Source organism: candidate division KSB1 bacterium, assembly GCA_034521575.1.
Lineage (GTDB): Bacteria > Zhuqueibacterota > Zhuqueibacteria > Residuimicrobiales > Krinioviventaceae > JAXHMJ01.
Map to the genome: position 1 here is coordinate 1,130,568 of JAXHMJ010000002.1, position 21,546 is coordinate 1,152,113.

24 protein-coding genes and 2 pseudogenes are annotated in these 21,546 nt (G+C 42.0%); 10 read left to right on the forward strand and 16 right to left on the reverse strand.

The window, feature by feature from the left end:
- Positions 1-5 precede the first annotated feature (5 nt).
- The 8 genes from U5R06_08115 to U5R06_08150 form a co-directional block, all read right to left on the reverse strand.
- Positions 6-740 (reverse strand): DUF5050 domain-containing protein, encoded by a 735-nt coding sequence (locus tag U5R06_08115; protein MDZ7722767.1) that lies wholly within the window; start codon positions 738-740, stop codon positions 6-8.
- A complete protein-coding gene (locus tag U5R06_08120; protein MDZ7722768.1) occupies positions 737-1,453 on the reverse strand; it encodes a hypothetical protein in 717 nt (238 codons plus the stop codon). Before U5R06_08120 ends, U5R06_08115 begins: the two co-directional genes overlap by 4 nt.
- Positions 1,454-1,529: 76 nt before the next feature.
- Positions 1,530-1,886 carry a NifB/NifX family molybdenum-iron cluster-binding protein gene (locus U5R06_08125; protein MDZ7722769.1) on the reverse strand — a complete coding sequence of 119 codons (357 nt, stop codon included), beginning with the start codon at positions 1,884-1,886 and terminating at the stop codon, positions 1,530-1,532.
- Entirely contained in the window at positions 1,883-2,713 is an 831-nt protein-coding gene (locus U5R06_08130; GenBank protein ID MDZ7722770.1) for an Mrp/NBP35 family ATP-binding protein, read from the reverse strand. Before U5R06_08130 ends, U5R06_08125 begins: the two co-directional genes overlap by 4 nt.
- Before the next feature lie 20 nt (positions 2,714-2,733).
- Positions 2,734-3,600 (reverse strand): ATP-binding protein, encoded by an 867-nt coding sequence (locus U5R06_08135; GenBank protein ID MDZ7722771.1) that lies wholly within the window; start codon positions 3,598-3,600, stop codon positions 2,734-2,736.
- Positions 3,601-3,602: 2 nt separating this feature from the next.
- A complete protein-coding gene (locus tag U5R06_08140) occupies positions 3,603-4,448 on the reverse strand; it encodes an ATP-binding protein (GenBank protein MDZ7722772.1) in 846 nt (281 codons plus the stop codon).
- 28 nt (positions 4,449-4,476) lie between these two features.
- Positions 4,477-4,794 carry a NifB/NifX family molybdenum-iron cluster-binding protein gene (locus tag U5R06_08145; GenBank protein MDZ7722773.1) on the reverse strand — a complete coding sequence of 106 codons (318 nt, stop codon included), beginning with the start codon at positions 4,792-4,794 and terminating at the stop codon, positions 4,477-4,479.
- Positions 4,787-5,197, reverse strand: a complete 411-nt coding sequence (locus U5R06_08150) for a helix-turn-helix transcriptional regulator (GenBank protein ID MDZ7722774.1) — start codon at positions 5,195-5,197, stop codon at positions 4,787-4,789. The genes U5R06_08145 and U5R06_08150 overlap by 8 nt, the downstream gene beginning before the upstream one ends.
- Positions 5,198-5,386: 189 nt before the next feature.
- On the opposite strand from U5R06_08150, the gene U5R06_08155 reads away from it, so the two are divergent.
- Positions 5,387-5,818 carry a hypothetical protein gene (locus U5R06_08155; protein MDZ7722775.1) on the forward strand — a complete coding sequence of 144 codons (432 nt, stop codon included), beginning with the start codon at positions 5,387-5,389 and terminating at the stop codon, positions 5,816-5,818.
- Positions 5,819-5,879: 61 nt separating this feature from the next.
- Here the strand turns inward: U5R06_08155 and U5R06_08160 are convergent, their stop codons facing one another.
- From U5R06_08160 to ffh, 6 genes and pseudogenes are all read right to left on the reverse strand, one after another.
- Positions 5,880-7,550 (reverse strand): AMP-binding protein, encoded by a 1,671-nt coding sequence (locus tag U5R06_08160; GenBank protein ID MDZ7722776.1) that lies wholly within the window; start codon positions 7,548-7,550, stop codon positions 5,880-5,882.
- A gap of 164 nt (positions 7,551-7,714) precedes the next feature.
- Positions 7,715-8,060, reverse strand: a pseudogene (gene rplS, locus U5R06_08165) (50S ribosomal protein L19).
- Between the two features lie 10 nt (positions 8,061-8,070).
- Positions 8,071-8,778, reverse strand: a complete 708-nt coding sequence (gene trmD / locus U5R06_08170) for a tRNA (guanosine(37)-N1)-methyltransferase TrmD (protein MDZ7722777.1) — start codon at positions 8,776-8,778, stop codon at positions 8,071-8,073.
- 15 nt (positions 8,779-8,793) lie between these two features.
- A complete protein-coding gene (rimM, locus tag U5R06_08175; GenBank protein ID MDZ7722778.1) occupies positions 8,794-9,324 on the reverse strand; it encodes a ribosome maturation factor RimM in 531 nt (176 codons plus the stop codon).
- Between the two features lie 157 nt (positions 9,325-9,481).
- Positions 9,482-9,931, reverse strand: a complete 450-nt coding sequence (rpsP, locus tag U5R06_08180; GenBank protein ID MDZ7722779.1) for a 30S ribosomal protein S16 — start codon at positions 9,929-9,931, stop codon at positions 9,482-9,484.
- A gap of 30 nt (positions 9,932-9,961) precedes the next feature.
- Entirely contained in the window at positions 9,962-11,284 is a 1,323-nt protein-coding gene (ffh, locus tag U5R06_08185; protein ID MDZ7722780.1) for a signal recognition particle protein, read from the reverse strand.
- A gap of 475 nt (positions 11,285-11,759) precedes the next feature.
- On the opposite strand from ffh, the gene U5R06_08190 reads away from it, so the two are divergent.
- The 4 genes from U5R06_08190 (at position 11,760) to U5R06_08205 (ending at position 16,356) form a co-directional block, all read left to right on the forward strand.
- Entirely contained in the window at positions 11,760-13,202 is a 1,443-nt protein-coding gene (locus U5R06_08190; protein MDZ7722781.1) for a hypothetical protein, read from the forward strand.
- A complete protein-coding gene (locus tag U5R06_08195) occupies positions 13,186-13,308 on the forward strand; it encodes a hypothetical protein (GenBank protein MDZ7722782.1) in 123 nt (40 codons plus the stop codon). The genes U5R06_08190 and U5R06_08195 overlap by 17 nt, the downstream gene beginning before the upstream one ends.
- Positions 13,305-14,552: a hypothetical protein gene (locus U5R06_08200; protein MDZ7722783.1), complete on the forward strand. Its 1,248-nt coding sequence runs from the start codon at positions 13,305-13,307 to the stop codon at positions 14,550-14,552. Before U5R06_08195 ends, U5R06_08200 begins: the two co-directional genes overlap by 4 nt.
- Positions 14,553-14,667: 115 nt before the next feature.
- Complete coding sequence (locus U5R06_08205) at positions 14,668-16,356, forward strand: AMP-binding protein (GenBank protein MDZ7722784.1); 1,689 nt, start codon at positions 14,668-14,670, stop codon at positions 16,354-16,356.
- A 101-nt stretch (positions 16,357-16,457) separates the two neighbouring features.
- Here U5R06_08205 and U5R06_08210 read toward each other — a convergent pair whose 3' ends face one another.
- Positions 16,458-16,580 carry a hypothetical protein gene (locus U5R06_08210; GenBank protein MDZ7722785.1) on the reverse strand — a complete coding sequence of 41 codons (123 nt, stop codon included), beginning with the start codon at positions 16,578-16,580 and terminating at the stop codon, positions 16,458-16,460.
- A 101-nt stretch (positions 16,581-16,681) separates the two neighbouring features.
- Here U5R06_08210 and U5R06_08215 point away from each other — a divergent pair, with 101 nt between their 5' ends.
- The 4 genes and pseudogenes from U5R06_08215 to U5R06_08230 all read left to right on the forward strand — a co-directional run bounded on the left by U5R06_08215 (position 16,682) and on the right by U5R06_08230 (position 19,853).
- Positions 16,682-17,503 (forward strand): hypothetical protein, encoded by an 822-nt coding sequence (locus tag U5R06_08215; protein MDZ7722786.1) that lies wholly within the window; start codon positions 16,682-16,684, stop codon positions 17,501-17,503.
- 271 nt (positions 17,504-17,774) lie between these two features.
- Positions 17,775-18,152: a hypothetical protein gene (locus U5R06_08220; GenBank protein MDZ7722787.1), complete on the forward strand. Its 378-nt coding sequence runs from the start codon at positions 17,775-17,777 to the stop codon at positions 18,150-18,152.
- Positions 18,153-18,501: 349 nt separating this feature from the next.
- On the forward strand, positions 18,502-18,981 hold the full coding sequence (locus U5R06_08225) for a hypothetical protein (GenBank protein MDZ7722788.1): 480 nt from the start codon (positions 18,502-18,504) through the stop codon (positions 18,979-18,981).
- A gap of 429 nt (positions 18,982-19,410) precedes the next feature.
- Positions 19,411-19,853, forward strand: a pseudogene (locus U5R06_08230) (GNAT family N-acetyltransferase).
- A 497-nt stretch (positions 19,854-20,350) separates the two neighbouring features.
- Here the strand turns inward: U5R06_08230 and U5R06_08235 are convergent.
- Positions 20,351-20,650 carry a hypothetical protein gene (locus U5R06_08235; protein MDZ7722789.1) on the reverse strand — a complete coding sequence of 100 codons (300 nt, stop codon included), beginning with the start codon at positions 20,648-20,650 and terminating at the stop codon, positions 20,351-20,353.
- A 357-nt stretch (positions 20,651-21,007) separates the two neighbouring features.
- Between U5R06_08235 and U5R06_08240 the strand changes: the two genes are divergently transcribed.
- Positions 21,008-21,529 carry a metal-dependent transcriptional regulator gene (locus U5R06_08240; protein MDZ7722790.1) on the forward strand — a complete coding sequence of 174 codons (522 nt, stop codon included), beginning with the start codon at positions 21,008-21,010 and terminating at the stop codon, positions 21,527-21,529.
- Positions 21,530-21,546: the final 17 nt, after the last annotated feature.

The following is a 21,546-nucleotide window of genomic DNA, read 5'->3' on the forward strand; positions in this document are numbered from 1 at the left end:
TATCTTTATTTAAACAGTTTGGTATTACTGATAAAAGCCACATAGTTACCATCCGGAGACCAGCTCGGTACATTCATCGTTCCCTGACCGCCATAGACATAAGCAACAATGTTTGGTTCTTTCCGGTTAACAGACATCATACGCAAATAGACGTGTTTGTAAAAAGGATGGTCTCCCGATTCGATTTCAGGCCTATAAGAAAGAAAAATAATATATTTTCCGTCTGGTGAGATATGTGGAAACCAATCATTGTACTCGTCAAAGGTGATCTGTTCTTCTTCACTTCCATCTGGGCGCATTCGCCAAATCTGCATGGTGCCGGTGCGGTTGGAATTAAAGTATATATAATCACCATTTGGTGTAAACTCGGAGCCATCATCCAGAGTTGGTGTATCAGTTAATTGCTCTTCCTGTTTGGTATCCACAGAAATTCTGTAAATATCATACTGTCCATTGCGTTCCGCCGTATAGATCAGATATTTTTCATCCGGCGACCATCCGTGTAGATACGAGGGGCCTTTCTCTGTGATCTGTTTCGGTGTTCCGCCCGAGGCAGGCAGGGTGTATATAATGGACTGTCCATCATGTTCGTCACTGTGATGACTGATCCCCAGTTTTTTACCGTCAAACGAGAGCACATGGTCGTTATTATTGTTCGTGGCAAATGCGGTTTCCAGTCTATCCGTACAATAGGTCAGCAGGTCAAAATTATAAAGCAGTCCTTCACTGTTATAGATCAACCGGGTACCAAGCGGGTGCCAATTCGGGGCCTGCAGTGAACGCGGCTCGCTGTGCAATATTTTACGCAATCCGGTTTTGACGTTAAGAATTTCAATATGGCTGCCGATATAATCCTGATAAGGTGTAAAATCGGGTCTGCCGGCTGGATAATCCGAACATTTTGAAACAAAGCGGATTCTACCACATCGGAATCATGTGAACAGACGTACAATCCGGCCAATACATTGTCATTCAGACTCGATTTTTTCCGCACAGATACAAACGGCTGTCCAAACTCAGCTGTAGACATGATAAACATATCGCCGCGGCGTTCGAGCTGGACTACATCCGGTGCCTGGATATCGGACTGAACTTCTTCGGTGTCCGCCCCTCGCGTATCGCGGTACTGCAGAGAGGTCAGTCCGTCACCGTGAACACAGGCATTGACATGTGCTGACTGGGATGATAGAGTATTTCGGACAATCCATCCCAGTTTACGATGCGCATTAACACCCTTTCCCAAAAATTTGACATTTGCCCGAAGAATAAAATCACCACTCAATTGCTTGTAAAGATAGTGAAATTCATCCTGCCCAAACCACATATTGGTACCGGCTCCGGAGAGGGTGTATTCCTGTGTATTGGCACGATAGGAGACCTGCCCCGGATGCTTGACATTACCGACATCTGTGTTTTTTTCGAAAACACCCGTTTTGTTAGAAGAAGCATGCATAAGTGAAACTCCGCATATTAAAACTATTATCACAAAGCTGAAATAAAACTTTTTCATAAAAAACCTCATTGAATCTTTAATGACTGCACATGTTTTCACCCGTTTCAAGAACACCGCCTGCAAAATCCCGGACCAGTTGTTCCGGGTCGGTAGCCATAGCACCCGTTACAACTTTGATGCCATTCTGTTCAAACAGCATTTGCGCCCGATTCCCCATTCCACCGGCAATAATCACATCAGCGCCCAGTTCGTGCAGCCAACGCGGCAAAACTCCCGGCTCATGCGGCGGTGGGGTGTGGTCGTTGCGGGAAACGATCTTTTTTTCAGTCATATCATATTCAATCACAGCAAACTGTTCGCAATGCCCGAAATGCATACTCAATTTACCGCTTACCACAGGCACCGCGTATTTGACTAATTTTTTCTGATTCATGTCTTGGCTCCTTTAATCTTTTCAACAAGTTGTTCAACAATAGATAGAAATGATTGAGCCGTTTCAGATTTGCCGTAATGATAGACATAGGGCTTGCCCTCATCACTGGCCTGCACAATTTGCGGCTCAATCGGTATTTTCCCCAAAAAGGCGACATTCATTTCCCTGGACATACTCTCACCGCCTCCGGTTTTGAAAATATCATGAGTGGCGCCGCAGGATGGACAGACAAAACCGCTCATATTTTCAATAACACCGAGGACCGGCAAGTTGAGTTTTTCGCAAAATTGGATCGATCGACGCACATCGGATGTGGAAAGAGCCTGGGGTGTGGTCACAACAACAGCGCCGGTGGCATTTTTCACCAGCTGAACAACGGATAAAGGCTCATCACCGGTTCCGGGAGGCGAATCAAAAATCAGATAATCCAGATCACCCCATTCCACATCTTTGAGCATTTGCTTAATCGCACCCATCTTCATAGGACCGCGCCAGATCACAGCATCCCGGCTCTGCACGAGCATGCCCAAAGATAAGACTTTGAGATTTTCCGAAAAATTAACCGGTACCAGTTTATCATTTTTCATGTCCACCTGACGCCCTTCCAGTCCCATTAATCGGGGAATGCTTGGGCCATGGAAATCCACATCAAGCAGTCCCACTTTATTGCCGTTCAACGCTAGGGACAGTGCGAGATTCGCTGATACAGTGCTCTTGCCCACTCCTCCCTTTCCGGAGAGAACAAGAATTTTATACTTGATACGATTTAAATTTTTTTCAAGATCAATCTGTTCCAGTGCTTGATCCAGATTTTCATTCTGATTCATTAATCATCTCCTGACAAATATTAAACAGCGTTTAATTCCTTAATTGTATTTTTCCACAAAGATCTAAATACAGTCTCCAGTTCTGAATTTCCAATTTCAACAGGAGTCTGTGCATTGACTTGAGCATGAACTATACCCGGATCGAATGGAATGGTTCCCAATATCGGGATTTCTTTTTGCTCGCAGAAATTTCTGATGCTTTTTGTAAGCTCCTCCTGCAAATCATATTTATTGATGCAGATTCCCGTCGGGACATCAAAATGCTCAGCCATGCCAATCACCCGCTTCATATCGTGAATGGCCGAAAGTGTCGGTTCTGTGACAATTAGCAGATAAGAGGCTCCGCCTATGGCTGCGATAACCGGACATCCCGTGCCCGGAGGGCCGTCAACTATCAACAGATCATGTTTGTTTTCCTCTGCAATCATTTTAGCCTTTTGTCGTACAAGCGTTACCAGTTTCCCGGAATTCTCCTCAGCAATTCCCAATTTTGCATGTACAGCAGGACCAAAACGCGTTTTAGAAAAATACCATTCTCCATTTTCCCGGGAATTGAACTGTATAGCCTGGAGCGGACAATTCCAGACACAGACACCGCAGCCTTCGCAGGCAACAGGATCCACCTGAAAATCCCCGGTAATTGCATCAAACCGACAGACCTCAGTGCAACGTCCGCATGGGTTGCAGAGTTGCGGATCAATCCACGCCTGTTTTCCACCGGAAAAAGTATGCTTTTCCTGAACGACAGGACGCATTAGCACATGTAGATTTGCGGCATCCACATCTGCATCTGCTAAAACTGCATTCTCTGCCAGCGCTGCAAAAGAACCGGTGACAGTGGTTTTTCCGGTACCGCCCTTACCGCTTATAATGACAAGTTCTTTCATGATTAAATCCGAGTTTCAATTGCTTGATAAATATCTGTAAATGTATTTTTAAATTCATCCATCTCTATCACCAGTTTTCCGGTTGCATAAGCCTGAGCAATAGTACGGCTATAGGGAATTTTCGCCAATATATCTATTTCATGTTCAAGGCAAAATTCCTCCACCCTGTCATCTCCCAAAGTGGAACGATTGATGATGACACCGAAACGTTTTTCTAATTTGCGCAAAAGATTCACAGACAACTTTAAATCATTATACCCGAAAGGAGTTGGTTCGGTCACCAATATAACATAATCAACATCCCGAACTGTTTCGACAACCGGACATGACGTGCCGGGCGGTGCATCGATGATCGCTATCTCATCCGCAGCGATGTGTTTCTTTACAGCAGCAATCACAGGTGGCGCTTTGGCCTCTCCGATATTCAATTCACCGCTGACAATATTCAGATCTTTCGCAAACCCATAATGGCATACTCCGGTCGGATAATCTACTTCCCGAATTGCATTCTCAGGACAAGCCAACCTACAGCCGCCGCATCCATGACACAATTCATTAAAAACCAGCACGCTTGAGCCAAAGACACCAATCGCATTAAATTCACAAACCTTGTGACAATTCCCGCACAAATTGCATTTATCCTGATCCACCTGGGGAACTAATATGTTGACCGGTTCACTGTTTGTCCACTCTGCGTGGATAAATAAATTGCTGTTGGGTGCTTCTACATCACAATCCAGCAATCGGGTCTTGATGTGCTGTCTGGATAAAGACACAGCTAAATTTGTTGCTACAAAAGTTTTTCCGGTTCCACCTTTACCGCTGGCAACTGCAATCTTCTTGAACATTCTTGATACCTGTTTTTATTAACAATCTCTACCAGTGACCCTCTACATCCGCTTGATCAGCTTTCTGTAATTTACCGGTTTGAAAAGCTTCAATGGCATCGGTCACATCTCCCTGTACATGGGTATAAACAGACACACCGGCAGCATTCAAAGCACGAAACGCCTTGGGTCCACAATGACCGGTCAACAGAGAATCTACCCCGGCATTAACTATTGTCTGAGCAGACTGTATCCCGGCTCCAGAAGGAGACTGTAAGTTCTGTTCATTATCGAGAAAAGTAATATCCCCGGACTCTGAATCAAATATCATGAAATATTTTGCGCGTCCGAATCTCGGATCAATCAACGTATCCCTTTGCCTGTTTTGGCATGGTATCGCTATTTTCATCATGTTCTCCCTTTAGCTGGTTTAACTTTTCTGCAAATGCTTCCAGACTTTTGAGCCGTTTTTGAATAATGGCTCGCCAGACATGCAAATGCTCATTTCCACTTTTTGTTAATTTGTACAAACGTTTTGCAGGTCCGGCGCCCGAGGTATCCCATTCTGAAATAACATATCCGAATTTCTCAAGATGGCGCAGCGTTCTATAAACCGCGCCGGCATCGGCATCTTGATCCATAAAGCCCAGATGAGGCAAAGCTGCCATAAGCTCGTACCCGTGTGCCGGTTTTTCCCACAACAAGTACAAAATCGACGCCTCAAGCCAGCGCGCCTGTCTGCGTTTGGGACAATTACAATCTTGATTCATATTTTTTCTCACATCTATATGTTTATTACATATAAATATAATATATTAATTTTAAAAAGTCAACTCTTTTTATCAACTTTATAAAAGAGTCTGTATATTGGACTTAATTCTTGATTTATTCAATATTTTTTGTAAATTTATATATACATTAAAGAGCGTATAGAGCTCAGATAAAAGAGGATATGCTATATGGCAAAGAAAAAGCAATATGACGCCGGGGATGAAATCGAAGCATTGTGCAATAAATGCAAAGGCCCGACGGTTCACGTAGTCGAATCCGTTAAAGATGACAAAGTAAACAAAGTACTTTGTAAAAGCTGTAACAGTTCGCATCGTTATAAAGACCCGAACACAGAACCTAAAAAAGCAAAGAAAACAGCCACTCCCAAAAAGCCTAAAAAAACCAAGGAGCAGCGTCGATGGTCGAGAATGATGGGAAAAGCGGATACAGAACATGTCAAAGACTATGCTATGAACGAAATCTACAATGTCTATGACGTTGTCAACCATGAAACGTTCGGCGAGGGCGTGGTGGTCGAAATTTTGAATCCCACAAAAATAATGGTTACATTTGAGGACGGAAACAGAACTTTGGTGCAGAATCGGGAGCTTTCCGCATAATCATCCCTCTGAAATGTTCCCCAAGAGTTCATGTGAACTCCTGGGGATTCATTTCCATTTTTTATTCCCTGTACAAATATCGTTTAATCTTTTTGGTGGGTGTTTTTATAAACTCTTCCTGCTGTTCGATAATGCGATGAATACGTGAATAAGCCGCGACTTTGCCATTCACTTCTTGTCTCAGGTCTTCCAGAAGCGACTGGATGCGCTTGGAAGCTTCTGATTGTTCCATATTCGATGTGTGCAATTCCTGGTCGATCGAATCATAATCAAGAAAAACACGGGCAACGATACGGCCGTCTTTTTCATAAACCAGAGGTTCAAGTACAAATGGATTCTGAGATAAATGATATTCAATTTCTTCAGGATATATATTTTCGCCGCTCGGTCCTACGATGAGATTTTTTGATCGGCCCTTGATAAATAAATAATTATCAGAATCAAGATATCCGCGGTCTCCTGTAATCAACCATCCGTCTTTAGAAAACGTTTTTTGTGTTTCTTCTTCGTTTTTGTAATAGCCTTTCATAATATTCGGACCCTGAACAACGATTTCTCCGACGCCTGTATCCGGATCGGGATCATCGATTCTACAGGTCACGTCCATGACAATTTTTCCTGCGGATCGGCGTTTATGTTGTCCTTCTGGACTGACAGTGAGCAAAGGAGCCGTTTCAGAGAGACCGTAGCCGCAAATAAAAGAAAAGTCAGCTTCAATAAGAAAATCTTCCACTTCAGGAGGCATAGCTGCACCTCCGAAGACCATCACGCGCAAATTACCACCAAAGGATTCTTTGAGTTTTTTTCCGGCAATCTTTGCAACAAGTCCACGGGTCGCCTTCATTCTATACATCATTTTTGAATAGGCTTTGGCATTGATTTGCGGCAGCACTTTCTTTTTATATATTTTGTCCATAATCAGAGGTACAGACAATATAATAGTGGGATTGACTTGAGCAACAGCTGATAAAACGATGGGTCCTGTGGGGGGTCCTTGGATATAGTAAATAGTGGCACCGCCATAAAATGCCGCAAGAAACCCCATCGAGCATTCGTAGGAATGAGCGAGTGGCAGAATGGACAACAGCGTGTCCTTTTCCGTAATGGGCAAGGCGTTCAAACCCGCAAAAATATTTGAAACAATATTTTTATGCGTGAGCATGACACCTTTGGAATGGCCGGTGGTGCCGGAGGTATAAAGGATTTCCATGAGATCATCGGGATGAATTTTTGTATTCTGGCGCAGCTTGTTTCCCTTTTGGGTATTTTCAGAGGTGTTGAGTTCGGATAATTTTAATGTTTTTATTTTAGTATGTTCTAAAGATTCATCATCGACAACAACAATACGTTTAACGGACTTGAAATCAGCATCTTCGATCTTGTGAAACAGCTTTGAAGAAATGAACATTATCCTGGCTTCAGAATTCCGGAGAATATGATGCACCTCGGATTTGTGAAAATCAGGAAGAATAGGCACAATAACAGCACCGATTGAGACCACTGACAAATAACACATTCCCCAGTAGGGGCTGTTTTCACTCAACAACGCCACCCGATCCCCCGGTTTAATCCCCTCGGAGTTTAGGAACTGCGCCAGGGCAGCAATTCCGTTATCCAATTCAGAGTATGACAAAGGATCTTCCCCGACAAACGACAGAGCACTCTGATCAGGATTTCTGGGGATCCTGTCATTTAGCAAATCAACAATTGTCTTGTTCTTATAGTCCGCCATTTCACACCTCATATTTAAATTAAAGTTTAACACTAATATAAACTTTATTTAAAAAAATAGCAATTTATTTTGAATGGTATTCATTTAAAATTGATATTTTCAGAGTGTGAACTTAAAAAAAGCCGGTAATTAAAATTACCGGCTTGTAACCCGTGATGACAGTATCATCTTCGTTTTTCATTGATTCGTGCGGCTTTGCCTCGCAAATTGCGCAAGTAATAAAGTTTTGCCTGTCTCACTTTACCTTCACGCAGTCTTTCAATTTTGGCAATGGTCGGCGAATGCAGAGGGAAAATACGCTCCACTCCCACACCGTTTGAAATCTTACGGACCGTAAAGGTTTCGTTGGCACCGCTTCCGGAGCGCTGCAGGACGACACCTTCGAAATACCTGAATACGTTCCTTGTCACCTTCTTTAACCTTGACATGCACATTCAGAGTATCTCCGGCATGAAAATTCGGGACATCATCCCTCAATTGTGTTGCTGCGACTGCATCGAGTTTATTCATGATAACCTCCTCAATCTGAAGAGTTTTTATTTTGTTCTGATTTATAAAGATCGTAACGTTTTTCTTTGGTAATCCGCAATGCTTCTTTTTGCCGCCATTTCTCTATTTCAGCATGATGACCGGATAAAAGGACGGACGGCACTTTTTTTTGTTTAAATTCAACAGGACGCGTATAATGCGGATGGTCAAGCAATCCGGTTTGAAACGAGTCGTTAAACGCTGAATCTATATCACCCAGCACACCGGGTATCAGTCGGATAACGGAATCCAACACGCACATGGCAGCGGTTTCTCCGCCGGTCAGCACAAAATCTCCGATCGACAACTCTTCATCTACAACCTCGTCAAGAACACGTTGATCTATTCCCTTATAATGTCCGCACAAAAGAACCAGATTTTGACGCAACGACAATTCAACCGCTTTGCTCTGGGTATATCTTTTGCCGGCGGGAGTTAGAAACGTCAGCTTTGTGTCGTTCAAGGCAAATTTATTGTGAATATGTTTCACACAGTCATAAACAGGTTCGGGCTTTAGGATCATTCCCGCTCCACCGCCATACGGATAATCATCAATCTGTTTGTGTCTGCCGACGGCATATTCCCGGATATCATGACGATATACTCTGACGCAGTCTTGTTTCAAAGCACGACTTGGAATACTGCTGTTGAGAAAACCGTCAAAAGTTTTCGGAAACGCTGTGATCAGATGAATATTCACAATTAAACTGCTTTGTTATTCCAACAGACCCTCAATAACATGAATGCTAATCATTCTTTTTTGAGCATCTATTTTTTTTACAATATCCTGTACATCCGGAATCAGTACATCACGGCCATCTATATCCACAACAAACATTCGATGTGCCGGATAATCGACAACATCATTGACAAGACCTAATATCTTTCCATCCTGGTCCTGAACACTCATCCCGACAAGTTCATAATAATAAAATGATCCTTCCGGCAACTCAAGTGCTTGTTCTTCACTCACATAAAGATAGGCATCTTTCAATGCCTCTGCATCATTTCGATTGTTGATGCCTTTTAAATAGACAACCAGATGTTTGGGTGTATAACTCACCTGCTCAACTGTATAGCTTGTTTCCGGCAGGTTCTCATCACCGAGATATATCGATTCCAATTGTTTGAACCGATCCCGATCTTCTGTTATGGGAAAAACTTTGAGCCCGCCGCGTATACCGTGCGGTTTAACGATTTTCCCGACGATAAGAAACTTGGATTTATTTTCCGGTTCTTCCGACATAAAACTTACGAATGATCAAGATCACTTGTTTTCCGGCTCTTTTTCTTTTTCAGAATCCTCAGAACCTGATTCTTCTGCATCCGGCTGGTCAGCTGCTTTGGTTTCCTCAGGGGCCTCGCTTGCTTCAGCGGTCTCGCCGACTTCAGCCTCTTCGGGTTCAGCCTGTTTTTGCGCTTCTACCAGCCTCTGCCTCTGCTTTTTCCTGTTCTTTTTTGGCCTTGGTTTCCTGATCGCGTTTGCGCTTTTCTTCTTCGCGCTGCTTCTGAGCCAGCTCGGCTTCGCGCTTTTTGTTTTCCTGCTGCAGACGCGACTGGTAGCTTTCAAGTTCTTTTGCGATATCCTCGTCACTCAACCCACGTTTGCGCAGATCAAACTCAAGCATGACACCATGTCTGCTCAAAATAGAGCGAACCGTATCTGAAGGTTCAGCGCCCTGCATCAGCCATTTCATTGCAGCATCTTTGTCCAGCTCAATCTGCGCTGGCTCTGTACGCGGATTATAGGTTCCCAGTTTTTCGATAAATTTTCCATCTCGACGGGTACGAGAGTCAACCGCTACAATTCTGAAAAACGGTACTTTTTTCGACCCATACGGAGAAGTCGTAATTTAACAGACAATGAATCCTCCTTTTTCTATTTAAAAACCGAGCGGCATTCTCATTTTGCCGCCACTTTTATTCATTTGCTTCATCATTTTTTTCATCATGTCAAACTGATTCAGCAGACGATTCACCTGCTGAACGGAAGTCCCGCTTCCCACAGCAATACGTTTTCTGCGGCTTCCATTTAATATATTCGGAGAGTGCCTTTCTTTCGGTGTCATCGAATTAATAATGGCCTCGATATGCACCAGCGCTTTATCATCTACATTCAAATTTTTCATGGCCTTGTTATTGGCTCCCGGCATCATAGCCAGAATATCCTGCAGCGGACCCATCTTTTTGATCTGTTGAAGCTGATCATAAAAATCTTCCAAAGTAAACTGCTGTTTGCGCAGTTTCTTTTCCAATTTTTCGGCTTCCTGTGTATCGATGGTGTCCTGAGCCTTTTCAACCAGACTGACCACATCGCCCATACCCAGAATTCGTGACGCCATACGTTCCGGATAAAAGGGTTCCAATTGATTCAGTTTTTCGCCGACACTGACAAACTTGATGGGTATTTCAGTCACGGCTCGAATAGACAAGGCAGCGCCACCGCGTGCATCACCGTCCAGTTTTGTCAACACAACACCGGTAAAATCAAGACGCTCCAAAAACTGATTGGCGGTGTTTACGGCATCCTGACCGGTCATGGCATCGGCCACAAACAAAATCTCTTCCGGTTTGACGGCCTTTTTTAAAGCTTCCAGTTCCTGCATCATATTGTCATCAATATGCAGCCGGCCGGCAGTATCCAGTATCAAGGTATCCAGCATGTTTTTGCGCGCATAACCGGCAGCATGAGTGCTGATTTTAACAGCATCTTTGATATCCTCAGAGTAAACAGGTATATTCAGCTGCTCGCCGATAATCTTTAATTGATCCACTGCCGCAGGACGGTAAATATCAGCCGCGACCAAAAGCGGATTCCGATTCTTTTTTCGCAAGTGATTTGCCAATTTACCAGCAAGGGTTGTTTTTCCCGATCCCTGCAGCCCACATAACATAATACATGCCGGAATACGACTGCCCAGTTGCAACGGTTCTGATTTCTCACCCATTAACGCAGTGAGTTCATCATTTATAATCTTGATCACCATCTGAGCAGGCGTTATGCTTTTCAGAACATCCTGACCCAGGGCACGCTCACGCACGTTATTGATAAACTGTTTGGCGACTTTGAAATTCACATCAGCTTCAAGCAACACACGACGCACCTCGCGCATGGTGTCGGATATATTCTTTTCCGTAAGCTTGCCGTGACCCTTTAGCTTGCGGAATACATTGTCAAGTTTGTCGCCAAGTTCCTGAAACATAATCCTCTCTTGCAAAAAATGAAACGAAAAAGTCGATTAATTTAATGAAAATTTTATCTTATTGCAAGATATTTTTCCCGTAAAACGGGTGCTTTTTGACATCAACAGTAAAAAAAGGACAGAATTCCAATGCTGCCCCTTACTCCTTTTAATGGGTGTCTTGAAAATTAACTTGCACATTGGGGCAAAGATTTAAAGCTTATTGGTTCCGGTTTACCCGGGTCAGGTAAATGAGGGTACCACCGAATAGCAACAGCAGACTGCCCGGTAACAACAGACCGTGTACAATGCGTAAGTGCCAGGACGATTGCAAGATCAGTCAGATGGATCAGCAGAAACGGGATTATCTTGCCAGGAATGATCCGCATTCATAGTAATTGTTAGTATATATGATAAAGTCTAATCTCCTCTACAATGTCTCTTCATGCGCTCTCTTGAATTCGACTTTAGATCAAACAATATTTCAGGAGATACTCTGATGATCAAATATTTTAAATACGGTTTTCTCCTGCCGCCCCTTTTGCTCTCTCTATTCTTTATTTATTGTTCTTTGGAGCGCCCTCAGGCACCTTCATGGACTGTGGACCTGATTATCCCTTTGAGTACTAAAACCTATGAAATGAAGGAAATCGCACAGGACAACAACAACCTTTATATTACTCAAGGAAATCACGTATATCTTAACGCACAACAAAAACTGGATACAGTAGCTGTTGGAGAACGCCTCGCACTGGAAGATCGGGAAAAATCTAACAGTCTTGTTCCTCCTCCTGCACCCTTGTCAGAAATCACATTCCAGGATTCGATATTGCTGACCGACCATATTCTCGTTGAAACCGCAACCTTCCGCACCGGTGTATTACAGCTCGAATTCGAAAACAACACACAATCCGAGATCAATGTATTGATAGAATTCCCCTCGTTAAAACTTGCGTCTGAGAATGAATCATTTACCTTAGAAACCACAGTCCCGTCCCGTTCCGCTACAGATCGCGTCATTGAAAGAATCAGTTTAAACGGAGCCACGTTTACTCCTGGTATTATGGGACAAAAAAATACGGTTTATTACAGAACCACCCTGACTTTTAAAGATAATCTCATCACCAATAAAACCATAGCGACTCGCATTAAACTTACAAATCTTGTTCTTGACTATTTTCGCGGACGATTTAATTCATTTACGCTTCCAATGACATCCCCGAATTACAAAATGAATTTACCTGAAGAGCTGGACGGGATCCAAATTGCGCAGACAACGGGCACCGTTCATCTCTACAATCCGATCGAGAATGTGCCCGTTACGATTCAAGGATTTTTGTATGCTTTTCGCAGAAAAACCATAGCAGACAGCATGCGCATTGAGCTCAGATGCGAACATCCAGGATGGAATTCATTTCCGATTGAAAACATTGAAACCCTGCTCAACACTTACCCGGACTCTATGCAGTTATCGGGTAAAATATTGATCGGCACACCCTATGCAGGAACCGTGACCGAGATCAATTATTCAGACCTCTATTACGGAAAATTATTAATAGATACGGATATTGCATTTGAAATCCCCTCTGACCTCGAAAACAGGACAGATGTGGACACACTTGAAATCGAAAACGATCTCTCAGACGCTATAGATAATAATCTCAAACATGCGGCATTCATCGTACAGGTGGAAAACCATTTTCCGATTGGAACAGAAATTGAACTCATTTTCTCAAACAGACGATCTGACAGCACCTTGTCATACAGATACTCATCCTTCCGATGTGGTAGCGATCCTGAAGCTGCCGGCTCCCCGGCTTTCAAGCGACCGAGATCCTGCAATTGTCATTGCACCGGAAACCCGTATAATGGAATTGAATCTTTCAAAAGACGATCTCTTGCTACTTACCTCGCCTGTGGTTTATATGGGAACCATCTTTAGATTCCCGGACACGGACGGGATGGTCCGCGTTCAGCCCGGAGATTATATCAATATTCAATCCCGGGTGGAAGCCACTATTAATACGCAAAATCAGGATAACACATGAAACCGGGGTTCATATTCATCACATTTGTCGTCATCAGCGCTGCCTGCCTGTCCCATGCGCAATATCCGGCGCGCGGCGTGGGGATGGGAAACGCATATAGCGCGATAGCAAGAGGGGTGCATGCTGCAGACAGCAATCCGGCCAATCTGGGATTACCTGACAATCCCAGATACATGCTGACACTGCTTGGAGCTGGAATGCATCTCAGTAACAATACCTTTACACAGGCCATGTATAACAAATACAATGGTAGCGTGCTGGATGTCGGCGATGTAGAACAAATATTAAATTCCATTCCGGAAGACGGTTTCAAAGCCGACTTTGGCGGCCATGTTAGAACGCTGTGTTTATCCTATAACAACATAGCCATCACCCTTGGAGGACAGTTTGGCGGCTATGTGAATATCGATAAAGAACTCTTTGACCTGGCGCTGACAGGGAACGAAAGAAACCGACGGTATTCGCTGGATAAAACAGACGGCAAACTTTTCGGTATGGGACATGTCAGAATATCGTACGGGCATTCTGTTCCTGTGGACTTTGCCAAAGCGTTTTCGTTAGGGGCGAGCCTGAATCTTTTCACAACCCAGTATTACACGAGCGTGAACCGTGCCGATCTTCAGCTCGTCACACGGGATTTTGGGTTTGATCTTGACGGCGAATACAGTGTCATCCATTCCCAAAGCACCGGAAGCTGGGACATTACAGTGGGAGCCGCCGCTGTACTAAAAGACGATCTCCAACTGAGCATGACAATCAAACATCTATCCAGCCGTTTCAAATGGGATAAACACACAAAAGAAATCCAAGGCTATATGAGAGGAGATTCATTGGCTGTCCTTGATTTCCAGGATACGGATCAACAGGATATCATCCAGGATTCCACCTGGAAGTCCAGCACCCCCGCCTTTACAACCCGGTTACCGCTCGAACTGAATGTCAGCGCCGCCAAACAGATTGGTAATTTTCTATTGGCGGCAGAGTATAACCAGGCATTCAAAAAAGATGTTTTCGTATCTCCCGTTCCCCGCATCAGTTTCGGCGCGGAATGGCAGCGTGTACCTTACATCCCGCTTCGGATGGGGTTACTCCTGGGCGGGCAAATGAAACATGGGCTTTCCTTGGGGCTGGGAATACAACTGGGATCTTTTACCTGGGACCTCGGGCTCATGAACCGCGGTTTTTTTCTGCCGTCAACCAACAAGGGTTTGATTATCTCGACAGAATTTGGATTGTATTTTTAAGGAGTTTATAACAATCTTTTATTTATTGAATAAAAATCAGCGCTTTTGGAAATTTTCTTTGTTTTTTCAATTATTTTTTATTTATTAGGGGGTTAACTAACTGAAAGGTATCCTCATGTCCCTACCCAAATTAACCCTAAAGCATGTTCTTGAAAACAGCGTAGAAACGTATCCAAACCATCCCGCCCTGTCCTTCGTAGATGGTGACCCCATAACCTACAAGGAACTCGGAAAACAAGTCACAACCTTGTCAGAAATTCTCCGCAATCAGGGAGTTTTTGCCCAGGATCGAATCGCTATCCTGTCCGAGAATATGCCCAACTGGGGCGTGGCTTACTTTGCAGTCACTACAATGGGAGCAGTCGCGGTACCAATTTTGCCCGACTTTCACGCCAATGAAGTTCATCACATTCTGAGACACTCGGAAGCCAAAGTTATATTTATATCCGAAAAACAATTACTCAAACTGGAAGATGCCAAAATTGAAAGCTTGAAAACAGTTTTTATTATTGATGATTTCAGCATCATTCATCCGGAAAGCCGGTCCGACAAACTGCGTAAATTTATTCAGGACGGACGGCGGGAATACAATAAACTTCGAGAATCCGCTCTCAAACGGATACAAAAAGGCCAAACGATTGTAGAAGAAGACCAGACCGCTTCAATTATCTACACATCGGGAACGACCGGTCATTCCAAGGGCGTTGTACTGACGCATAAAAACATTGTTTTTGATGCAATCTCAACTCTAAAATTTCAACCTGTCACAGAAAACGACAGATTACTCTCGATCCTGCCGCTTTCCCATTCATACGAGAACACAATCGGCTTTATCATTCCCATGGTAGGCGGCGCGCATATTTACTATCTTGACAAACCTCCGGTGCCGCGTGTGTTGATACCGGCCATGCAAAAAGTAAAACCGACCATGATGCTGACCGTCCCTTTAATTATGGAAAAAATTTACAAAGCACGCGTGCACCCGCAGTTGACAAAAAATGCTCTTATGCGCAAAATGTATAACAATCCGGTCTTGCGTAAAAAATTGCACAAACTGGCGGCAAAAAAAATAATGAAAACATTCGGAGGAGAGTTAAAGTTCTATGGTATTGGCGGGGCTTTATTATCCTCAGATGTTGAATTATTCCTGCGTGAGGGCGGATTCCCTTATGCCATCGGATATGGATTGACGGAAACTTCACCGCTCATTGCCGGCACAAGCGTGGCCGAGACAAAATTCAGATCCACCGGTCCGGCGATACCCGGTGTGAAAATTAAAATCCATGAACCCGACCCCAAAACCGGAGAGGGTGAAATCTGGGTTCAGGGTGATAATGTCATGCAGGGGTATTTCCGCGATCCGGAACGCACCAAAGAGGTGTTTGTCAATAGCTGGTTCAGAACCGGTGATCTGGGTATACTGGACAAAGACGGCTATTTGTATATCAAAGGCCGCCTGAAAAACGTGATTGTGGGATCGAACGGTGAGAATATTTATCCGGAAGAAATAGAAACCATTTTGAACAAAGCCGATTATGTCATGGAATCTCTGGTCTATGAAAAAGAAGGAAATCTTTGCGCCCGGGTGCACCTTGATTATGAGGAACTGGACAAAGAACTTGCTGTGAACAAACAGAGCGATACTCGGTTATCTGAACAAATCCAGGAAAAACTGACTGAATTAAAAAAGAAAGTTAATGCGAATGTGTCTCCATTTTCACGAATCAGCAAAATCATTGAGCAGCAGGAACCCTTTGAAAAGACACCGACCAAAAAGATCAAGCGATATCTATACGTAGAGTAAGATGATATTCATACGTATAAAAACAATATTTATACGTAGAGCCAGTCGACATTTATACGTAGAAAAAAAGCCCGCCCTTTGCCCAGCCGGCCGTCCTCACGCTAAATGCCGGCTGCTGTGACATCGCGGAAGGTGATATCCCGGGCAATTCCGCCGCCGGAAATTTTAATGACTTTAATTTTAATTAGTTTTTTGGGGATGTTCATAATAAACTGTATACGCACGGGTTATCCACTCACGGGAAACAATATAAACACAAGAAGGAAAGTTGTAGACTATAGCAAATGACATTGCACGCAGACTTTATAAAAAGAAGAGGAATATTATGGTTGATGAACGACAAATTGATGCCAAACTTTGCAATATAATAAACCGCCTAAAGGTATTTGACAAGAAAAAAGAAATAGATGAAAAGACAAAAGATGAAATAAAGACAACATTGATTAATATGGGTACATTTGCAGTTCCATCATTGATAGAATTGTTGAAATCTAAAGATACGTGGGTAAGTGGAGATATAGCTGCTTATGTTTTAGGTGAGATAGGTGATAAAAGAGCAATTATACCCTTGGCAGATCTATTAGAGGATTCGCAATTGGGAGACAGTGCATATAACGCACTTTTGAAATTTGGTACTGATTGTATATTTGACGTGATAAAAAGAATTGAAAACAGGATACTCCATCCAATAGATACAGGCTCGTCTACTGGTTTAGTGTCGCTAAACGCATTGAGTGTTATTGGTGAGACACGGTGTGAGGAATCGAGCGTTTTCCTAAAAAGGTTATTAGATGATTATATGTCAGAAATGCCCAATGAAGATTTTGATCCAACAAAAATGGACTGGAAATACAGGAATGTCGATTTTTTCCATGTTTTGGATTGCATGGTGAAACAACAGGATAAAAGTGCAATACCTCATATAAAGAAAGCAAGAGATTTTTTCCCAAAAGAATATACTGAATATTTGATCTGTCAGATCGCTATTGGCAGATTGAAGAAAGGAAAAGTCGAAGGTTTTCTTCCCATGGAAGCAATGGAGATATCTATGCCTTCTGGAAGAATTATGGATGCATTGTCTGATGGGGAACTCGGATGGGAAGACACTTTTGAAAAAGAGTATGGTGAATATTTGGATGAGGATTAATAATAGAAGACAAGAAATATATCAACAGTTATTGTTAGCCCTCCCTATTGGCGTATCCATTCGGGGAAGTACATCTTGCAATTTAGGTCATTACCAATGAGGTATTGTTATTTTTCGTCCAGTTTTTTGGCAACAATTGGTAAAGTTTTTTGTAGGGATGATCAGAAATGCGCGACAAAATATCTTTGAGATACGTAAAGGGTTCAATGTCATAAAGTTCTGCACTTGCAACCAAAGTATATATACCAGCTGCGTGCTCGGTATAACAACAGTGAATATACACAGACGTTACCGTGCATTAGAAAAAACAGTACTACTAAACAATAAACGAAATGAATGTTTTTTTATAGCGATAATAATTGGACTTTTAGCAGGATTGATTGACATAATCCCGATGATGATTCAAAAACTGAATAAGCGAGATTCGATTTCAGCTTTTTTACATTATTTTGCGCTTGGACTGATTATACCATTTGTGAATTGGAGTATTGCTCCGTGGATAACTGGAATTGTGATTGCTCTTTTGACATCTATTCCGATAATGGTAATTGTTTACCCCAGAGATAAAAAAGCGATAATTCCAATGATTGTTTTTTCATTGATTCTTGGGGCTGGAATTGGAATTGCAGGAGCAAAATTTGTCGGATAAATGGGCGAACTGATTAAAGAAATACAAAACGGACGGATTCTTAAAAACAATGAAAGTTGGATGTATTGCGATAAGTGTAATAAAACTGTAGGTTATTTGTGCTATACAACCTATCAAGACTTTCAATTTGATTTCGTGTGCAAATGTAGAAACCAAGGTTCGTTTAGACTAAAATATCAAACAGAAAACGGATTGACTAAATCAAACGGAGAACTTGAAACGATAAAAAACATGTTGTGTTGCCCAAATGATGATTCGCCATTATTTACAACTGTTGATAAGAATGTGGAAAACGTCAAGTATTCAGTGACTTGTAAGAAATGTTTAACAACCTACGAAAACTAAAAATATGAATATAAAATTTCATTCAACCGTAATAATGACCCAAAACTTTGATAAAATGAAAGCTTTTTATCAGGAGATATTACAGCAAGAAATTGATATTGATTTCGGGAATTGTGTTGGATTCAAAAATGGAATATCGCTATGGAAACTTGAAGAAGATTATCCAATAGCCAAACAGCTCGGGAAAACCTACGACCAGTCAGGAAATAAAAATCTTGAAATTTGTTTTGAGACAGACGATTACGAAAAAGTCGTGGCGAAACTCATAAAACATGACTTGAGATATTTACATGAGACAATTGAGGAAAGGTGGGGGCAAAAAACGATTAGATTTTATGACCCTGAAAATAATTTAGTAGAGATTGGTGAGACAATTCCGTGCTTTGTTAAACGGTTTTATAATCAAGGAATGACAGTTGAGAAAGTGTCTGAAAGGACATCGGTCCCACTTGAAATGGTAATGAAAATATGTCAGGAAGTATAAAATATCAAAGAATGATTGCTCCTTGTGGAATGAATTGTGGACTTTGCATAGGGTATCTTCGAAAAAGAAAACCCTGTAGTGGTTGTTTGGGCAATAATGATATAAACAAGTCTGATGGTTGCAAGAGCTGCTCTGTGGTTACTTGTGAGCATTTAGCCAAGACAGAATCTGGATTCTGTTATGAGTGTTCGAAATATCCCTGTCGAAGATTAAAAACACTTGATAATCGCTATAGTACGAAATACGGTATGAGCATGTTTGAGAATCTTGCTTTCATTAAAGAGAATGGGTTGGATAATTTTCTAAAATCAGAAGAGAAAAAGTGGACTTATCCGAATTGTGGCTCAGGGTTGAGTGTTCATAGAGACAATTGTTTAATATGTGACTACAAATACAGATGAATAATTTCTGACGAGCATTAATGATAAAATGAGAGTAGAGAAAATCACCAAGAACAAAAAGCAATACCTTGATTTATTGCTGTTAGCAGACGAGTCAGAGAATATGATTGATAGATATTTGGAAAGTGGTGATATGTTTTGTTTGCACTATTTGATGATGATTTGAAGACTGTTTCTGTTGTTGCAGCGATAGACAAAGAAACCTGCGAATTGAAAAACATTGCAACATATGAGAAATATCAGGGCAGAGGATACGGCAAAGCGTTGATAAAATATATTTCTGATTTTTACAAAAATGACTATAAAATAATGCTGGTCGGAACAGGCGATACCCCGGCAATTTTGTCGTTTCATGAAAATTGCAGATTTGAAATATCACATCGATTAAAGAATTTTTATACTGACAATTACGACCACCCAATGTTTGAAGACGGAATACAACTTATTGACATGGTTTATCTGAAAAAATAATTGTAAATGCTTGCTTCTTAAACTGGGAATAGTATCATGGCTGGGAACTGTACAACGATTTTTTTAAACAAGAAAAAGTAAAAAAAGCCGAACAGAATATTCAAATGAATAGCATTAAGATAAGACAGGCAGTAGAAGGAGATGTTAGTCAGATAACGCAACTATTTTTTGATACGATTCAAAACATCAATATAAGGGATTATTCCCAAGTAGAGGTTGACGATTGGTCGTCATGAAAAGTGGACATTGGTAAGTGGAAAGAAAAGATGCAAGAACAATGTTTTGTTGTAGCAGAAATAAAAAACAAGATTGTAGGTTGTAGTTCTCAAACAAATACTTGGACACATGGTAGATTCAGCTTCAAATAATACTCATCGGATTATTTATTTACAATACCAGAAAAGCCCATTGAGATTTCCAAATTACGTGACAAAAAAGAATAACGACAGGTGGATTGCCATACAAGATTACCAAAACGAGAAATGGGATGATTCAATTCAAGTTGATCGCCAAAATGCGGGCGCACCAACAGATAAAAAGAAAACAATCAAAGCAATTAAAAAGAAAAAAGCGCCAACAGCTTCCGAGTAATCCAGGATGCCCAATCGGGAAAGCATATAATACCAATCATGCGTGCCGTTGCCCAGTAATCGCAAAGCCCAAGTCTCTGCATCTCCGGCGTACACGCTGATATTGAGGAAATTATGCCCAAGCCAGAAAAGAGAAACCTGTGTGCCGGTCAGATAACCCGATTTTAAAAAATACCAAACGATTAAAGAGGGCAGCAATATCTGCATCAACGTGCCGCCGGCCATAAAAATAAATTGCCCAAAAAATAAAAAAACACATGTCCGGCCTCATGAATCACAAGATCGGCATTATCCAACAAGGTGTATTTACCATGATTGATACAATAATAAAGCGATAATGGCAACAATATAATTGAAATTTTCCACTTCCGAATAAAGGTCCGCACTCAGGCTCCGGTTTTGCAGGATCGTGTTTAAAGCCACATTTTATGCCAACCTTAAACGTAAGACTCCTGGTTAAAAAATACAAGACAAAACTATCTCCGGCTCTCTAAAAATGCATCTTGACTTTCAATTATAATTTTTATATATTTATTTGTTTTATGAACCAAACTTTTACCAGTTATGAACTCTGATTTTGATACAACCACTCAGGAATATATAGAAGTTATCTTTTCACTGGAACAAGATAAGCACATTGTACGCGTGACCGATATCGCAAGTCGCCGTGGAGTGACCAAATCAAGCGTTTCTCTGGTTTTAAATCAGCTGCAGAAAAAAGATCTGGTTCACAGAAAACAGTATGGTCACATTCACCTGACGCCCCTGGGACGCCAACTGGCGGAGCATTTGGAAACACGGCATCAAACGATCAAGAACATGCTCGTCAAAGTTCTCGATCTTGATGAAGAAACCGCCGATCATGACGCGTGTGAACTTGAGCATGTTATCAGCAGTAAAACGCTGAACAAAATCAATCAGTTCCTGCAGTTCATTGACCAGTGCAATCAACCCTGGGATAAAATTCTCAAAGTTTATCATGACTGCAGTATTTATAATAAAGGCGTAAACACCTGTGAACAATGTCCACAAATTGAAATTTATGAATCGAAAGCACGGAAAACACCAACACGCTCATTGTCATAAGACTGACAACTTTACTC